We start from the raw sequence: 15,772 nt of genomic DNA on the forward strand, positions 1-15,772 counted from the left end.
TGCAATGTCCACGATTGTATCCTATAACACTCCACAAGCTTTCCTCGATGCTACCGAATCCGTTTTGGAGCAGAAAGAACTTGAGAACAACCTCATGCTGGGTATCTGTTATGGTTTCGAGGATAAAATGAAAGTGTATGATCAATGTGTTTTTATCAACTCGATCGAAGCTGACCAGATTCAAGCTTCTTCTATCAAAACAATAGCCAAAGTCATCGTGACAGGGTCCACAAAAAATACAGCGCAGATAAGACCTTTGGCTGATTATTACCTGGATCAAGGTATAGAGGTTTATGGAGCCATTGGAGAAACATTTTATGCCACCGAATTTTCAAATTTTTATGGTAAAAAACAAATCAAAACGGAAACTGTAATTGTGCACCAATTAGACAAAGTCAATCCATTGCCTTTGGCATCCGGCGATTTTGAATCAGCCACGAGTGATGATTTGGATCTGTTGACTGCATGGACGATCCAGTTCGAAAAAGATGCAAATATATTTCCTAAACAACCTTTAGAACAAATACATAAAAGCGTGTTGGGTAAAATCAATGCAGGTAATTTTTTCAAATGGGTAGACCACCGTGAGATAGTCAGCATGGCTGCGATCGCACGCAAAACAAAAAATATCGGGATCGTAGGCTACGTATATACTCCAGAAAACCTGAGAGGCAGAGGATATGCCACCTCCTGCGTTCATAGGTTGAGTGAAGTCATCTTATCACAAGGATTCAGATACTGCGGTTTATTTACTGACAAAGCCAATCCGACATCCAATCATATCTACAAAAATATTGGGTATGCCCCCAGAGCAGCGTTTGCGGATATTCAGTATGGTTAAATTAAATGTTATTGAGTCCATATCAAACCATGGGCCATTTAAATGTGCTCTTCAACGGAATTTTTTTGCCAGAGGCGGAAGATTTCCTGGCAGCTTCAATGATTTCAAGCACATGGAGTGCATGCTCGACATTGATCCTTGGCTCTGCATGATTGATTAAAGACTCAGCTACCCTGGTAGCTCCTTCTTGCCAGACATAACCCTCGGAATCTTCCTGATACAGGACTGGAGGGTGGTCCCACGAATTATCGAGGTATACGCCATTGGACTCCCAATCATAACCAATCAATCTGAGATTACCCTGATCCCCATAGATCTGAATCGAGTGTAATTTTTGATCTTTGGCTTCATGACCATGAGGGTCAAAATAATTAAAACCACACATGACATGACTGATCACATGATGATCGTGCTGCATCAGGATATGTGCATTGTCTTCAGCTTCGACTTTGATTTTGCCTTTATCGTCGACAGTCCGATCGGGATTGACTATACTCAACATGGATACTATTGATCTTGCCGGACCCAAAAGACCTGTGAGGGAGGCTATATTGTACACGCCAAGATCAGGCATACTCCCACCATTTTTCTCATAAAAAAAGGCGCTCCAGCCTGGTCCTGTATGCCCATATTGACCATGTGCACTGGCGATTCTGCCGAGTTTGCCTTCCTGGATGCATTTGCTCATAAAAGCAAATTGAGGACTATTAACTACGGCCGGCGCACCCCAAAACCGAAGATTCTTACTCCTGGCCAGGTCGAGCAAGGCCTTGCCTTCTGCATAAGTGTTGGCCATAGGCTTTTCGCTCCATACATGTTTGCCGGCCATCAAAGCTTTTTTATTGAGTGCTCCATGCAGCTGCATATCAGTCGTCGTGATCATCATATCAAAAGGTACACCGGCCAGCATCTGATCGATATGAGGATAAGTAGCGGCATTCACCTGGTATAGCTTATTTTGAGCTACCGCCCGTTCATACTTTATATCACAAAGGCTGACTATCTCTACCAAAGGGGATGATTGAAGGTGTGGTATATATCGATTGCTGACACTTCCACATCCGATCAGGCCCACCCGCAGTTTTTTATCCCCGTTGGCTGAAGACCAGCCCTGCAGCGAGTTTAAAAGAATACTTACACCTGCCAGTGCCGTGCGCTGTAAAAATTTTTTCCTGGTTATTGATTCCATATAAAAAGTAAAACTTTATTTATTTATCCATTAGATTAAAAACCTGGTTTATCCTAAGCCTAATTACATCTCGTTTGAAATTTAATTGAAATGCAAATATTTCTTCATAAAATTGTAGATTATAATCAGAAACAAATCAGGATGAAACCCTTATTTTGTCTATGAGTTATAAATTTAAAACAATTCAATATCTACTGAGTGGACAATTCTATGAACGCGGCAGTGCTGCACGGTGCTAAAGACCTTAGGCTCGAAAAATTTAATCAACCTGACCTCCTGCCCGGTATGGTACTGCTCCGGGTGAAGCGAGTAGGCATCTGCGGATCCGATCTTCACTATTTTGAGGATGGATATTGTGGCAGTTTTACTCCTACCCGGCCATTCATATTAGGTCATGAACTAACAGCTGAAGTTGCTGATGCCAACGGAGCATCTTCTTTGCGTACCGGAGACCGGGTCACTGTCAATCCTGCCCGAGCCTGCGGATACTGCGATTACTGCAAAGGTGGTCGGGGCAACCTTTGCCGGCATACTGTCATGCTGGGTAGTGGCAGTACCAACCCTCCCACCAATGGGGCTATGGCGGAGTATCTCACAGTGAGAGCAGATCAATGCCATCTCTTACCCGATGGCATGGATGACGGACATGGTGCGATGATCGAGCCACTGGCTGTCGCCCTCCACGCAGTCAAAAGACCGATGACAGTAGCTGGTAAAAGAGTATTGGTGACGGGAGGTGGCACTATAGGACTGCTGACAGCGATCACAGCCAAAGCCTTTGGTGCGGTACCGGTCGTGGTGAGTGATATCGTTCAGGAGAGACGCACCTTTGCCTCGAAATGTAAGATCGACTATACCCTGGATCCAACAGACCCACAGATAGAAAGCAAGGTAAAAGAAATGACCGGTGACGGATTTGATGTGATATTTGAAGCTTCCGGAGCCAGACCTGCTCTACGACAAGCTTTTGACCTGGTCAGACCGGGCGGTACGATAGTTCAGATAGGTACTTTGGGTACTATAGATGTGCCCTTGCCAGCCAATATGGTGATGGTCAAAGAAATTCAGTTTTTAGGATCCTTTCGGTATGGCAATGTATTTGATGAAGCCATCAGGTTGGTTATGTCTGGCAGAATTGACTTAAACCCATTTATTACCGGCGTGCTCCCTTTGAATGATGTCAATCAGGCGATGCACCTTGCTGCTGATAAGGTGACTTCATTAAAAGTGCAGCTCCAGGTTTAATCATTTTTCAGAACGGTAGTCCGGCAACCTTCAGGAAAATCCTCCTATCTGAAGCTCCAAAGTGAATCATTTTTAAAACAATAGTACATGTCTGCTCCTACTATAATCATTGCCGCTGACGAGATGCGGGATCGGTTTACATCCATCTTATTGCCGTTGGGATTTACTGAATCCAGAGCCACTGCCCTGGCCGAAATATTTACAGTCAATAGTGTGGACGGCATCTATACCCATGGGGTAAATCGGTTTCCAAGGTTTGTGCAATATGTAAAAGATGGGTACGTGGTGCCTCAGGCAGTACCTACCTTGCATCACAAATTTGGGGCGATCGAGCAATGGGTGGGTCATCGTGGGCCCGGTGCCTTGAATGCACTACATGCCACGGACGCTGCAATGCGGCTCGCGCATGAGTATGGTATCGGATGCGTAGCATTGGCCAATACCAATCATTGGATCAGGGGTGGAACCTATGGTTGGCATGCCGCCAAAGCCGGATATGTATTTATAGGTATGACCAACACGATTGGTGTCATGCCTGCCTGGGGAGCCTTGGACTCCAGATTGGGCAACAATCCTTTCGTCATGGCCTTGCCTTATCAGGACGAAGCAATTGTATTGGATATGGCGATGTCCCAGTACTCATTTGGTGCCATGGAATTGGCCGTTTTCAATGATCAACCTTTAGCCGTATACGGCGGTTATGATCCGGAAGGCCAATTGACACTCGATCCAGCCTCTGTCCTTACCAGCCGAAGAGCTTTGCCAATCGGCTATTGGAAAGGTGCCGGATTATCACTTTTGCTGGACATTTTATCTTCCGTATTATCCGCTGGGCTGGCCGGACACGAAATCACTAAAGCGGGTATCGAAACGGATATATCCCAGGTATTTATCGCCATCGAATTGGGCAGGTTGGGCAATCATTCGGTTATCCCAAAAACCGTCCAACAAATCATAGACGACTATCATCAATCCATCAAGATGAACCCTTCGACCAAGATCACTTATCCAGGAGAAAGGGTTTTAAATAACAGGAAACATAACACGGAACATGGTATCCCTGTTTTGAAAAAGGTGTGGGAGGAGATCCTTAGCCTGGGATGATCAGTTACCGAACTGCACAAAAAAAAGAGGCAGTTCGAACTACCTCTATTTTTAAACAATTTTTATAATAAATGCTCCAGGGAAATCAATATCCAGTATTTTGAGGAAATGCAGGCCCTTCCACGGTTCGATCGATTTGCGATTGTGGGATCGGTCGCAACACGTGAAAATCTTTAATATTAGCGCCTGACTCAGGATTCCATGCTTTGATGCGACTGACTAAAGATTTGGTACGAACCAGGTCATGCCATCTCATCCACTCGCCAAAAAGTTCACGACTTCTTTCATCCAAAATAAAATCAACTGTCACATCACTAGCGGTAATTTTCATGGCTTCGGCAGCTGCAGTATTTTGATCAGCGGTATTAGATTTTCGATACGCGGCTCTTTGGCGAATTACATTGAGTAGTTCTGCTGCTTTGGCTTTATCGCCGGCTTGTAAATAAGCTTCGGCTCCAACAAGATATACTTCAGAAAAACGAGTCAGCACTACCGGCCTCGTAGAAGGATCATTGAAGTTGGAACCTCGGGTCGGATCCATAAACTTTTTAACCGCCGGGTATATATCTGATTTCCAAAGACTGGGAGGTACGATTATTCCCTTGAAAGGAGTGGTGCCCATGAACTGCGGTGCGCCTGGGACTTCGTAATCGGTAAACAAAACAGCTGTATCTACGCCTACCCGCATGGTGTATCCGATCCCACGTTTATTATTAGCAGCTGTAGAAGGATTGTTGGTAGCCGTATTGGAGATATATACCGTGTAGAAAGTATTGGCAAATCTTGAATCAATATCTCTTTTCACAAAAGCCTGGTCTAAAAAGTAATTTTTGCCTGCATTGGGTCCTGTGGGCCACTTATAACTATTAGGCCTGATACGAATATATGGCCGACCGTAAAATGCATCCCTGACCATGCCCGCAGTACCACTGTTGGAGAGGGCGCCATTTGCATTTAAAAAAGAATTGATACCACTTACAGCCGGGTAATTCCAGTTAGTAAACCAGGGCGTAAGATTTTGAGCGGCACCACCTGAGGCAGCGCCCCCTACCGTATAATAACCGTATTTGGCATCATTGGCATGGTCACTGACAAACATGGTTTCTTTTCCATAATCATTGGCCTGTAGATAAGCATCCCCAAAATCTTGCCACAAATCCAATCCATAGGTTCCTTTGTTGGCAATGATTTCACTCGAAATTTTTGCCGCTTCTGCAAAATCTGCTTGTGAATTAGTCAACCAACCTCTGGTAAGATAAGCCTTTGCCAGGAAAAATTTGGCGACAGGCTTTGTAGCAGCTTTCCCCAGGAAGGGAGCGGTAGGTTTATCAGGCAGGTCGGCGGAGGCATCTGTGAGATCCTGGATTATTAGTTTATATACTTCTGAAGCTGGATCCCTTGTAGCACTTTGTGAGGCTACTGTGATAAACTCCGTGTGAAGAGGCACATCTCCCCAGGTCTGAACCAAATAAAAATACCAAAATGCCCTGAGAAATTTGGCCTGCGCTAAATATTGTTTTTTGATAGTCTCTGATTCATTGAGTTCCTGGCCAAACTTTAACACTCCATTTAAAGTATTAATATCCGTAAAAGCTACTCCCCACGCAGAACCAAAATTGGTTGCATTGAGGCCATTATAAGTATGCACCGGTCCTCCTCCGCTGCTGGCTCCTTGCAAGAATTCGTCGGTACCGGCCTGCATTTCTATAGAAAATCCTTCGGTACCCCATTGACTTCTTATATCATTATATACTCCGGCTATTCCACCCAGTACTCCGGCAGAAGAGGTAAAAAAAGACGGTACGATCTGTGATTGGGGGTGCTCTTCAAGTATTTTTTCACATCCCAATGTAACGAGTAAAAAACATGCTATAATAAATGATTGTATTTTTTTCATTTTGTATTCAATTTAGAATTTAAGATTTATACCACCAGTAATTTGTTTGACAGGCGGATTGTTTAGGTTCACACTTATTTGTCGTGTAGGAACGCCATCTCCAATGACAGTTCCGGTAGTCGCATTACTATTGCCTTCAGGATCAACCCCCAAATCATCCCTGACCAATGGTGCCCATATAATGAAAGGATTTGTTGCATTTAAATAAACCCTGGCCCCTGATATCCCGGCTTTACTCAAAGATTTTGAATTAAAAGTATAGCCAAGATTGATGCTTCGCATTTTTATAAAAGAACCATCATAATAAGTATTCACTGAAGCAAAATCTTTTACCCCAGCATTGCCATCAGGGCGGGGAAATGCATTGGTAGGATTTTCATTGGTCCAATAGTCGACCTTGTATTGATTTGATCGACCCTGGTTAAAGAATCCAAAACCAGACCCGCCGCCTGAGGTACCTGATAAATAAGGCACTAAGGCTTTCATACCCATGCGTGCATATATTACTGTTGAAAAATCGAATCCCTTGTAACTAATTCTGTTTGTAAATCCTCCTTCCCATTTAGGTTGGAAATTGCCTATAATTTGTCGATCTGCTGCATCTATTTTGCCATTGCCATCTACATCTTCCACACGGATCTGTCCAGGTAATTGTATTGGCGAAGTTTGTTTGGCCAAAGTGCCATCGCTGGCATCAGTCAATTGCCAGTTGCCTAATTTCTTATAATCATAGATTACGGTGAGCGGTTGGCCTACAAACCAGCCATTGCCTTTGTTATCCAACTCCTTAGGTGTAGTGAGCTGAGTGATTTCCTCCCGGTTGTAAAAGTATATCAGATCTGTACTCCAATTAAAGCCAGAAGGGTTTCTAAAAATATCAACCGTCACAGAAGATTCAAATCCTTTGCCTTCAGTCCTTCCCAGGTTTTTTAATGTAGAGCCGGCACCGTTACTCGGTGGCAGACTCACAGAAAGTAAGATGTCCTTGGTCTTCTGATGATAGACATCAAAATTGCCGGTAATACGATCTTTAAACAGGCCAATCTCTAATCCAAAGTCTATTTGTGATGTAGACTGCCACCCAAGATCACTCGCAGGCAAATTAGTCACGGTATACGCCAGAACCTGACCGGCGGTCGTAGTGCCAAAATTGTAATATCCGGCAGATAATGCTCCTAGGGTGGAGTATGCCCCAACATTTCTGTTACCTGAGATACCCCATCCACCTCTAAGCTTCAAATTAGTCAGGAATGAAAGGTCTTTCATAAAGGGTTCGTTCGTTACATTCCATCCAAGACCAATAGCAGGGTAATCAAAATATTGATTTCCAGGGGAGAGTGTAGAAGAACCATCTCTGCGATAAGTAGCAGTGATCATGTATTTTCCATCATAGGAATAGTTTGCCCGTGCCATGTAGGATAATAGACCTGTCTCGGAAAAGAAATTTCCATTGTTGGCATTAGCAGTAGGAGCACCGGATGCCAAAGCGAAATTGGCAGTTTGAATATAATCAGCAGGCACCCCTTTGACATTGAAGTTGGATCCCAAAGAATGATTTTTGGTTACTTCAAACAAGGCAGTCAAGCCTAATTTGTGTTTTTGAGCAAAGACTTTGTCGTAATATAATAAGTGCTGAAGATTTACATCCCAAAACTCTGTATTACTCAGATCAGCATTCGATGAACTCTGTACTGTTGCATTATTGACATATGTATTTGGAGGTCCATAACCATTGAATGCAGACTGGCTAAAGTTCAAACCTGCATTGAATCTGTATTTAAAACCATCCAGGATATTTACTTCTCCATATAAGCTGTTAAATGTGCGAATGCTTCTTGAATTCGATACGATGTCATCTGCCCTGGATATCAAGGTAAGTGGGGAGATTTGAGCGGCATCGATGGAACCGAGTTTTGGAAATAAATTTACAGATCCATCATCATTATAAGGTTTTGACAATGGAGAAAGGCCAGTCAAAAATCCCGGTACGCCACCGCCGCCAGGATTATTGGTATGAGAAAGTGTATTGATGGTGTTTAATCCAATTTTTATGCTTTTTCCTAATTTTTGATCCAGCGTGGCCCGGATGCTCATTCTGTCAAAATTTTGCTGAGAAATAACACCTTTCTCATTAAAATAACCAAGTCCAAGAGAATACTGCGTATTTTCTACTCCACCTTGTAAGCCGAGTTGATGGCTGGTATTAAATCCTTGTTGATAAAGTAAGTCTTGCCAATCCGTGTTTACCCCAGCTGCCAGATTAGCCGATTCTAAGGCCGTCAACGGATAAGGTGTAGTCCCTGGAGAGACCGTGTTGTATTTGGCTGCATCATCTTTAAACTGGGCATATTCCTGGCCATTCATTACATGGTATTTAGCTAAAACATCAGTCACACCATGGTAACCATCATATGTCAGGACCGGCTTACCCACTTTTCCTCTTTTGGTAGTAATCAAAATGACCCCACCTGCACCCCTCGAACCATAGATGGCAGTCGCAGAAGCATCTTTCAATATCTCCATACTAGCTATATCATCCGGATTGATATCATTTAAGCCTCCATATGGGATACCATCTACCACCACCAGGGGACCATCCAAACCATCGCCGTTTCCGGTAGTCAAAGTCCTGTTTCCCCGTATGCGAATAGATCCTTGAGATCCGGGAGTAGATCCATTACTTACTATTGAAACACCAGCTGCTCTACCTTTCAGTTGACTAAGAATATTGGGAGCTGGTACTTCTTTGAGCGTAACTTCACTGACAGAGGTAACCGATCCGGTCACATCTCTTTTTTTCTGAGATCCATAGCCTATTACCACGATTTCATCTAGTGAAGAGGCCGCCGGGGTAATAGTAATGTCCAGTGTTGATTGCCCATTGATAGAAATATCCATGGATTGATAACCTATGTATGAGACGGTAAGAATACCAGTGGCAGGTGCAGAGAGTGAATAGTAACCGTTTACATCTGAGGCTGTGCCTGAATTAGTACCTTTAACTAGAATAGTAGCACCCGGCACACCATCCCCGTTTTCGTCCCGTATAATACCAGAAACCTTGATGTCCTGGGCAAGAATCGTAAAGGAACTGCCTAGTAACATCAGTAAAAAAGCCGTTTTGGCTTGAAACAGTGTTAAGTAAAGTTTTTTTATCATATCATTTTTTGATTAAATACAGAAAAAAGCAAGCGTTTTTTAGAAAGAACGAATATATAACACGATTTTGATAAAAATGTAATCGCTTACAATTTTTTCATAATTTTTTTTTAAATTTGTCTTCTTCCTCAACAATGATGAGAGAAAAAGACATCACCATATATGACCTGGCTAAATCGCTCAAACTTTCTATTGCGACTGTAAGCAGAGCTTTAAAAGACGACCCTGTCGTCAACAAAAAGACTAAAAAGAGAATTATAGAATTAGCAGAATCCCTCGGGTACAGGACCAATCATTTTGCAAAAAACCTAAGGACACAAAAAACAAATACGATCGGAGTCATTATCCCCCGTCTCAACAGCTATTTTATGTCTACAGTCATAGCAGGGATGGAATCTATAGCCAATCGGGCCGGATATAATCTGATAATATCTCAATCCGCCGAAGCCCTTGAAAAAGAGATAGATAGTGCGCAAACAATGTTTAAAAACAGGGTAGATGGCCTCCTTGTTTCACTTGGATATGGCACCACCAATCTTAATCATTTTGATCAATTTCTCCATAAAAAGATTCCCCTCATATTTTTTGACAGGACCTCATCACAATCTCCTTTTACCAATATAGTGCTGGACAATGAAAAAGCAGCTTTTGACGCCACGCAGCATCTGATAGACCAGGGATGTAGACAGATCGTACATATCACTGCCGATACAGGTTTGGAGATATACCGTCACCGTCTGCAAGGCTATCAAAATGCCCTGGCCAAACATCAAATAGAATTTAAAGAAGAACTTGTGCTGGAAGCCAACCTAAGCATGGAATCAGGGCATGAAATTGCTAAGCGCATACTCGCTATGAGAAAAAGACCAGATGGTATCTTTGCTGCCAACGATAGCTCAGCAGTAGGATGTATGATTAAACTTAAAGAAAACGGTATCAAGTTTCCTGAAGACATCGCCATAGTTGGATTTAACAATGACCCTATATCTATTGTGATCGAACCCAATTTGACTACCATCAATTATCCGGGATACGAAATGGGTGAGCTCGCCGCCAGTCAGCTCATCAGTCATCTCCGAGGATCACATTCATTACAAATGACCAAAACTATTGTTCTTCATCACGAATTGCTGGTCCGGCAATCCAGTCTTAGAAAGTAATTTTATATTTTGTGCTTCCTATCTATACAAAACCATTATCACAACAAACAGAATCATGAGTGAAACTTCACCAATAGCTATTGTAACCGGCGGTGGCTCAGGCATCGGATTGGGTATTGCCCAGAAATTTGTAAAAGCAGGTATCAGGACCATTATCGTCGGTAGGGACGAGGTTAAACTCAATGCTGCACTTTCCGAGATTGGCGATGGAGCTTATGCCCGGGCATGTGACCTGTCTGACCTCTCCTCTATACCACCATTCATAGCTAATCTGGTCAAAGAGTTTGGTCAAATAGATATCCTGGTCAATAATGCCGGTATCAATATGAAAAAAGATTTTGTCGAAGTGACCGACGAAGATTTTCAAAAAGTATTGACGACCAACCTCTGCGCAGTATTTGCCATCACTCGGGAAGTAGTGAAAGACATGTTACTTCGCGAGCAAGGGTCTATCATCAATATTAGCTCTATGGCTGCTCAGTATGGATTGCCCAGGGTCATTGCCTATTCAGCTTCCAAGACCGCTATTGAAGGATTTACGAGGGCGATGGCAGCTGAACTCTCCGGCAGGGGTATCCGAGTCAATTGTATCGCCCCCGGCTTTATCGAAACTGCTATGACAGCTAAAGCGCTCAATGACGATCCTGCTCGCAAAGCCAAAGTCTTCGCGCGTACGCCTATGGGTAGGATGGGCCAACCCTCCGATATCGGTGCTGCGGCAGCTTATTATGCTTCAGCGGATTCAGGTTTTGTCACCGGAACTGTTCTTTGTGTGGATGGTGGTAATTCTATAGGGTTTTAATAGATCAGACTTCAGATTTCAGAGATTAGACTCAGACTCAGAAATGTGACTGCTATCTACTGACTGCTACCTTCTGACTGCTGACTGCCGATTCTGACTGCTACCCTCTAATCAAAATGGCACATCGTCGTCAGAATTCATCCTGCTTTGTCGGGTGATTAATCCACTAAATGGCGTTTGTGCAGGAGTAGGCATATCCCCACGTAATTTTGTAAAATCAAAATCCTCCAGGTCTGTAAACTTAGCAAATCGATCAATAAATTTGAGTTGAACAGTATCTAGCGGACCATTTCGATGTTTGGCAATAATGATTTCTACCACACCTTTGGGCAAGGAATCGTCTACGCCTTCCATTTCATAATAATCCGGCCTGTATATAAAAGTGACGATATCCGCGTCCTGCTCGATGGCGCCAGATTCCCTCAAGTCTGATAGCATGGGCCTTTTAGCTCCACCCCTGGTCTCGACCGCCCTGCTGAGCTGAGATAAGGCTATTACGGGTACATTTAATTCTTTGGCAAGCCCTTTGAGTGCTCTGGAGATAGACGATATCTCTTGCTCACGAGTACCCGATTTGTTATCGCTGCGGCCACTCATGAGCTGCAGATAATCTATGATGATCATTTTGATGTCATGATGCATTTTGAGCCTTCGGCATTTAGCCCGGAGCTCGAAAATGTTGATACCAGGTGTATCATCGATATAGATCGGCACATCACTCATTTTTTCGATGGCCTGATGAAGTTTGGACCACTCCTCCGGCTCGAGGCGACCATTCCGCATTTTGCCACCTTCAATCTCAGCTTCGAGGGAGAGCAACCTGGTCACTAATTGTTGACTGGCCATCTCCAAAGAAAATATAGCGATCGGCATTTTGTGATCAAATGCTGCATTGCGTGCCATAGCTAGGGTAAATGCAGTTTTACCCATACCCGGTCTGGCCGCTACGATGATCAAATCTGATGGTTGCCAGCCGGAGGTTAGACGGTCCAGGGCTGTAAATCCGGAAGGAACTCCGGTGAGACCTTCTTCCCTTTGAGATATTTGCTCCAGATGTTTTTGAGCTTTGGCTGCCAAAGCACCTAAGGTCTCATAACCCCGGTTGAGGTTGCCCTGGGTGACATCATACAGGTTTTTTTCTGTCTCGTCCAGCAAGTCAAAGACATCCATGGTCTCGTCAAAAGCACCACTAATCGTCGATGTACCTATACGGATCAATTCACGTTGGATAAATTTTTGAGCCACGATGCGGGCGTGATACTCACTATTGGCTGCAGAGCCTACTTTATTCGACAGATCTACCAGGTATTGGATCCCGCCTGCATTTTCTAGTTCAGCAGCTTTTTTGAGCGCTTCGTGTACCGTGAGCAGGTCTATAGGCTGAGTCTTTTCAAAAAGCCCCAACATAGATCGGTATATCAGCTGATTTTGTGGTTTATAAAAACTTTCAGGCTTGAGTATATTGATAACTACGGCGAGTGCATCTTTGTCGATCATAATGGCTCCAAGCACTGCCTCTTCGAGTGGTACTGCCTGTGGTTGTATCCTGCCATAAGTCATGACACTCGCATCGTCCTCCACTTTCTTGATCGCTCGTCGTCCCGCGGTATTGATATTGACTATTGAATCAGGTTTTTCCATTATACAGTGACAAACATAATCTTAAAAAATATATATAACTGAACTTTAATATCAGTCATCGTCTCAAATGTAGTGAGGCTGTTGCAATTAAAAATCTTTATAACGGTGCATTCGGGTTTTCACCCTGTTGGTTTGGTGTGGATAACCTGTTGGTGTATAGGCTTTAGACTACGTAAAATATTGCTAGTCAAGTACTGAGCATGCTTATTTCCTTCAAAATGAGATTGTTTAAAAGATTTAAATTTTTTCAAGAAGTTTTTATAAAATGCATAAAATAATCTCTCAGAATTCAGAACCATTTTAAGCTGATTTTTTTAGATTGACTTGTGTTAAAATATCATTCATCATATCAATTTGAACTTTTTGTATTTCTAACAGCTCTTGTTGTTGTTTCATGATTAGGTGGTCAATTTTTTCGTGCAATATTCTGATCTCCAGCTCTGATTTGAGATTGATCATATAATCTTTTTTTGCCCGCTCTCTGTCTTTTTCTTCCTGCCGGTTTTGACTCATCATAATCACCGGAGCTTGCATAGCAGCCAGGCAAGACAAGATCAGATTGAGCAAGATAAATGGATATGGATCAAAGCCTTTATTGGACAACCAAAACGCATTCACCATGATCCAAATGACCAGAAAAACTCCGAAAGAAATGATAAAGGTCCAGCTTCCACCGAATATGGCTACTTTATCTGCAATATGCTGACCATATGTGATGGAATCGGTATCCTCTTTATTTATTTTATCCGACAAGGTGGATTCTTCAGATACAGAAGTCATCACATTTTTTTCCAATTCAGACAGTTCGCCGATTTCTTTGAGTAAAAACTGGGAGATGTATTTTTCTCTGTAAAAATTAAGTTCACTCAGTGATATATTGCTTTCCTGGCCAAATGAAGAACTATCCTGTCTTATCAAATCCATGATCATTGGGCGGATAGTCCTACCTGATATTCTATCTGTCTCAGGAAATTCTTTATCAGAAATATCGCTCTTAAATGTTTTCATTTTTATAACTGGATTAATGGAAAATCTTGTGATCCTTATTAAAATTAGCTTATTTTCAACAACTTAAATTAATCTTTATGTCTTCCAGACGCCGTTTTATACACCATTCAATCCTGGCTGCAGCTGGTATCAATACACTCCTCCTGAGTCGGTGCAAAGACCTAACTGTGCAGTCTAAATCTGAAGTAACCGATGTATTTGACCTGGATGAGGTGACGATTGAATCATTGCAAAAAATGTATAGTGCCGGTTCTACTTCCGCTGAAAAGGTGACTCAAGCCTATCTCGAACGGATTGCCGCCATCGATCAGGCTGGTATCAAACTCAATGCTATCATAGAGATCAATCCTGATGCACTCCTGATAGCAAAAGCATTGGATGCTGAGCGCAAAGCCGGTACCATACGAGGACCGCTCCATGGCATCCCAATCCTGATCAAAGACAATATCAATACGGCTGACAAAATGATGACTACTGCAGGAGCCTTGGCTTTGGTAGGCAATATTGCCTCCAAAGATGCTTTCATTGTAGAAAAACTCAGACAAGCAGGAGTAGTGCTGCTGGGCAAAACCAATCTCAGTGAATGGGCCAATTTTAGAAGCACCCGAAGCAGCAGCGGGTGGAGTAGTCGTGGTGGTCAAACCAAAAACCCTTATGTCCTGGACCACAGTCCCTGTGGATCCAGTTCAGGGTCAGGCTCAGCGGTATCTGCCAATCTGTGTACAATAGCTATAGGTACAGAGACAGACGGATCTGTAGCTTGTCCGGCCAGTATCAATGGAGTGGTTGGCATCAAACCTACTGTAGGACTTTGGAGCCGCTCAGGCATCATCCCTATCTCGCATACTCAAGATACGGCAGGTCCGATGGCTCGAACGGTGACGGATGCTGCTGTATTATTAACCGCTTTGCAGGGCAAAGATCCTCAGGATGAGGCTACGAATGCAAATCCGGATTCTGGCTTGAATTATGCCAAAGATTTAAACCTGGCGACCATGCAAGGCATGCGGTTGGGTATCGATGCTTCATTACTTAAACGGCATGAGGAGATCGATGACTTGCTTGGAAAGACCCTGGACCTTCTCCGGTCAAACGGCGCTGCTATAGTCGAGGTAGATTATATGGGGCCAAATGGCAAAATCAATGATCCTGAATTTATGGTCCTCAAATATGAATTTAAATATGGGGTTGAAAAATATCTACAAACTGAAAATTTTAAATATAAAACGCTGAAAGATATCATTCAATTTAATAAAGACCATAAAGAGGAAGCTATGCCTTACTTCCAACAAGAGATCCTGGAACAATGTGCTGAACTGGGTGATCTGCAGACCAAAGAATATCTGCTTGCCCTTAAAAATTCACATGAAGTGGCTCGAATAGCGATCGACAGTCTGCTTAAACAAAACAAATTGAATGCTTTGATAGGTCCTGCCACCGGGGCCAGTTGGTGCATAGATAAAGTCAATGGGGATCATTGGACCGGCTATGGTGCTTATGGTATTTCTGCAGTCGCAGGCTATCCCAGTGTGACGGTACCGATGGGTTATATCCACGAGCTCCCTATAGGCTTGAGTTTTATGGGTACCGCTTATGATGAACAGAATCTGATCAAGCTGGCTTTTGCTTTCGAACAATTGACTAAAGCGCGAAGAGCTCCAAAATTTATTCCATCCATTTAAAATGACCGGTTACAATCTATTTACTTATTCAATATTTTTACTTT

At 43.1% G+C, this 15,772-nt stretch carries 11 protein-coding genes; 6 read left to right on the plus strand and 5 right to left on the minus strand.

Annotated elements, in window-relative coordinates; translation table 11 throughout:
* Window positions 1-4 precede the first annotated feature (4 nt).
* Entirely contained in the window at window positions 5-841 is an 837-nt protein-coding gene (locus IPJ09_13665; GenBank protein MBK7372460.1) for a GNAT family N-acetyltransferase, read from the plus strand.
* Window positions 842-863: 22 nt separating this feature from the next.
* Here IPJ09_13665 and IPJ09_13670 read toward each other — a convergent pair whose 3' ends face one another.
* Entirely contained in the window at window positions 864-2,021 is a 1,158-nt protein-coding gene (locus IPJ09_13670) for a Gfo/Idh/MocA family oxidoreductase (GenBank protein MBK7372461.1), read from the minus strand.
* 207 nt (window positions 2,022-2,228) lie between these two features.
* Between IPJ09_13670 and IPJ09_13675 the strand changes: the two genes are divergently transcribed.
* Entirely contained in the window at window positions 2,229-3,275 is a 1,047-nt protein-coding gene (locus IPJ09_13675) for an L-idonate 5-dehydrogenase (protein ID MBK7372462.1), read from the plus strand.
* An 87-nt stretch (window positions 3,276-3,362) separates the two neighbouring features.
* Entirely contained in the window at window positions 3,363-4,379 is a 1,017-nt protein-coding gene (gene yiaK, locus IPJ09_13680; GenBank protein MBK7372463.1) for a 3-dehydro-L-gulonate 2-dehydrogenase, read from the plus strand.
* A gap of 85 nt (window positions 4,380-4,464) precedes the next feature.
* Here yiaK and IPJ09_13685 read toward each other — a convergent pair whose 3' ends face one another.
* Entirely contained in the window at window positions 4,465-6,276 is a 1,812-nt protein-coding gene (locus tag IPJ09_13685) for a RagB/SusD family nutrient uptake outer membrane protein (protein ID MBK7372464.1), read from the minus strand.
* Window positions 6,277-6,288: 12 nt separating this feature from the next.
* The gene (locus IPJ09_13690) at window positions 6,289-9,435 is read right to left on the minus strand and encodes a TonB-dependent receptor (protein ID MBK7372465.1); all 3,147 of its coding nucleotides are present in this window, start codon (window positions 9,433-9,435) and stop codon (window positions 6,289-6,291) included.
* A gap of 134 nt (window positions 9,436-9,569) precedes the next feature.
* Here IPJ09_13690 and IPJ09_13695 point away from each other — a divergent pair, with 134 nt between their 5' ends.
* Window positions 9,570-10,595: a LacI family DNA-binding transcriptional regulator gene (locus IPJ09_13695; GenBank protein ID MBK7372466.1), complete on the plus strand. Its 1,026-nt coding sequence runs from the start codon at window positions 9,570-9,572 to the stop codon at window positions 10,593-10,595.
* A 55-nt stretch (window positions 10,596-10,650) separates the two neighbouring features.
* Window positions 10,651-11,397 (plus strand): glucose 1-dehydrogenase, encoded by a 747-nt coding sequence (locus IPJ09_13700; GenBank protein ID MBK7372467.1) that lies wholly within the window; start codon window positions 10,651-10,653, stop codon window positions 11,395-11,397.
* Between the two features lie 111 nt (window positions 11,398-11,508).
* Here IPJ09_13700 and dnaB read toward each other — a convergent pair whose 3' ends face one another.
* Both dnaB and IPJ09_13710 read right to left on the minus strand, forming a co-directional pair.
* Window positions 11,509-12,957 (minus strand): replicative DNA helicase, encoded by a 1,449-nt coding sequence (dnaB, locus tag IPJ09_13705; GenBank protein ID MBK7372468.1) that lies wholly within the window; start codon window positions 12,955-12,957, stop codon window positions 11,509-11,511.
* 381 nt (window positions 12,958-13,338) lie between these two features.
* On the minus strand, window positions 13,339-14,046 hold the full coding sequence (locus IPJ09_13710) for a DUF1003 domain-containing protein (GenBank protein MBK7372469.1): 708 nt from the start codon (window positions 14,044-14,046) through the stop codon (window positions 13,339-13,341).
* 77 nt (window positions 14,047-14,123) lie between these two features.
* Between IPJ09_13710 and IPJ09_13715 the strand changes: the two genes are divergently transcribed.
* The gene (locus IPJ09_13715; protein ID MBK7372470.1) at window positions 14,124-15,728 is read left to right on the plus strand and encodes an amidase; all 1,605 of its coding nucleotides are present in this window, start codon (window positions 14,124-14,126) and stop codon (window positions 15,726-15,728) included.
* Window positions 15,729-15,772 lie beyond the last annotated feature (44 nt).

Source organism: Saprospiraceae bacterium, assembly GCA_016709995.1.
Taxonomy (GTDB): Bacteria; Bacteroidota; Bacteroidia; order Chitinophagales; family Saprospiraceae; genus JADJLQ01.

Coding starts and splice junctions, on each gene's coding strand:
- IPJ09_13715 (MBK7372470.1), top strand. CDS start 14,124: ATGTCTTCCAGACGCCGTTTTATACACCATTCAATCCTGGCTGCAGCT.
- IPJ09_13695 (MBK7372466.1), top strand. CDS start 9,570: ATGATGAGAGAAAAAGACATCACCATATATGACCTGGCTAAATCGCTC.
- IPJ09_13665 (MBK7372460.1), top strand. CDS start 5: ATGTCCACGATTGTATCCTATAACACTCCACAAGCTTTCCTCGATGCT.
- IPJ09_13700 (MBK7372467.1), top strand. CDS start 10,651: ATGAGTGAAACTTCACCAATAGCTATTGTAACCGGCGGTGGCTCAGGC.
- IPJ09_13710 (MBK7372469.1), bottom strand. CDS start 14,046: ATGAAAACATTTAAGAGCGATATTTCTGATAAAGAATTTCCTGAGACA.
- yiaK (MBK7372463.1), top strand. CDS start 3,363: ATGTCTGCTCCTACTATAATCATTGCCGCTGACGAGATGCGGGATCGG.
- IPJ09_13685 (MBK7372464.1), bottom strand. CDS start 6,276: ATGAAAAAAATACAATCATTTATTATAGCATGTTTTTTACTCGTTACA.
- IPJ09_13690 (MBK7372465.1), bottom strand. CDS start 9,435: ATGATAAAAAAACTTTACTTAACACTGTTTCAAGCCAAAACGGCTTTT.
- dnaB (MBK7372468.1), bottom strand. CDS start 12,957: ATGACTTATGGCAGGATACAACCACAGGCAGTACCACTCGAAGAGGCA.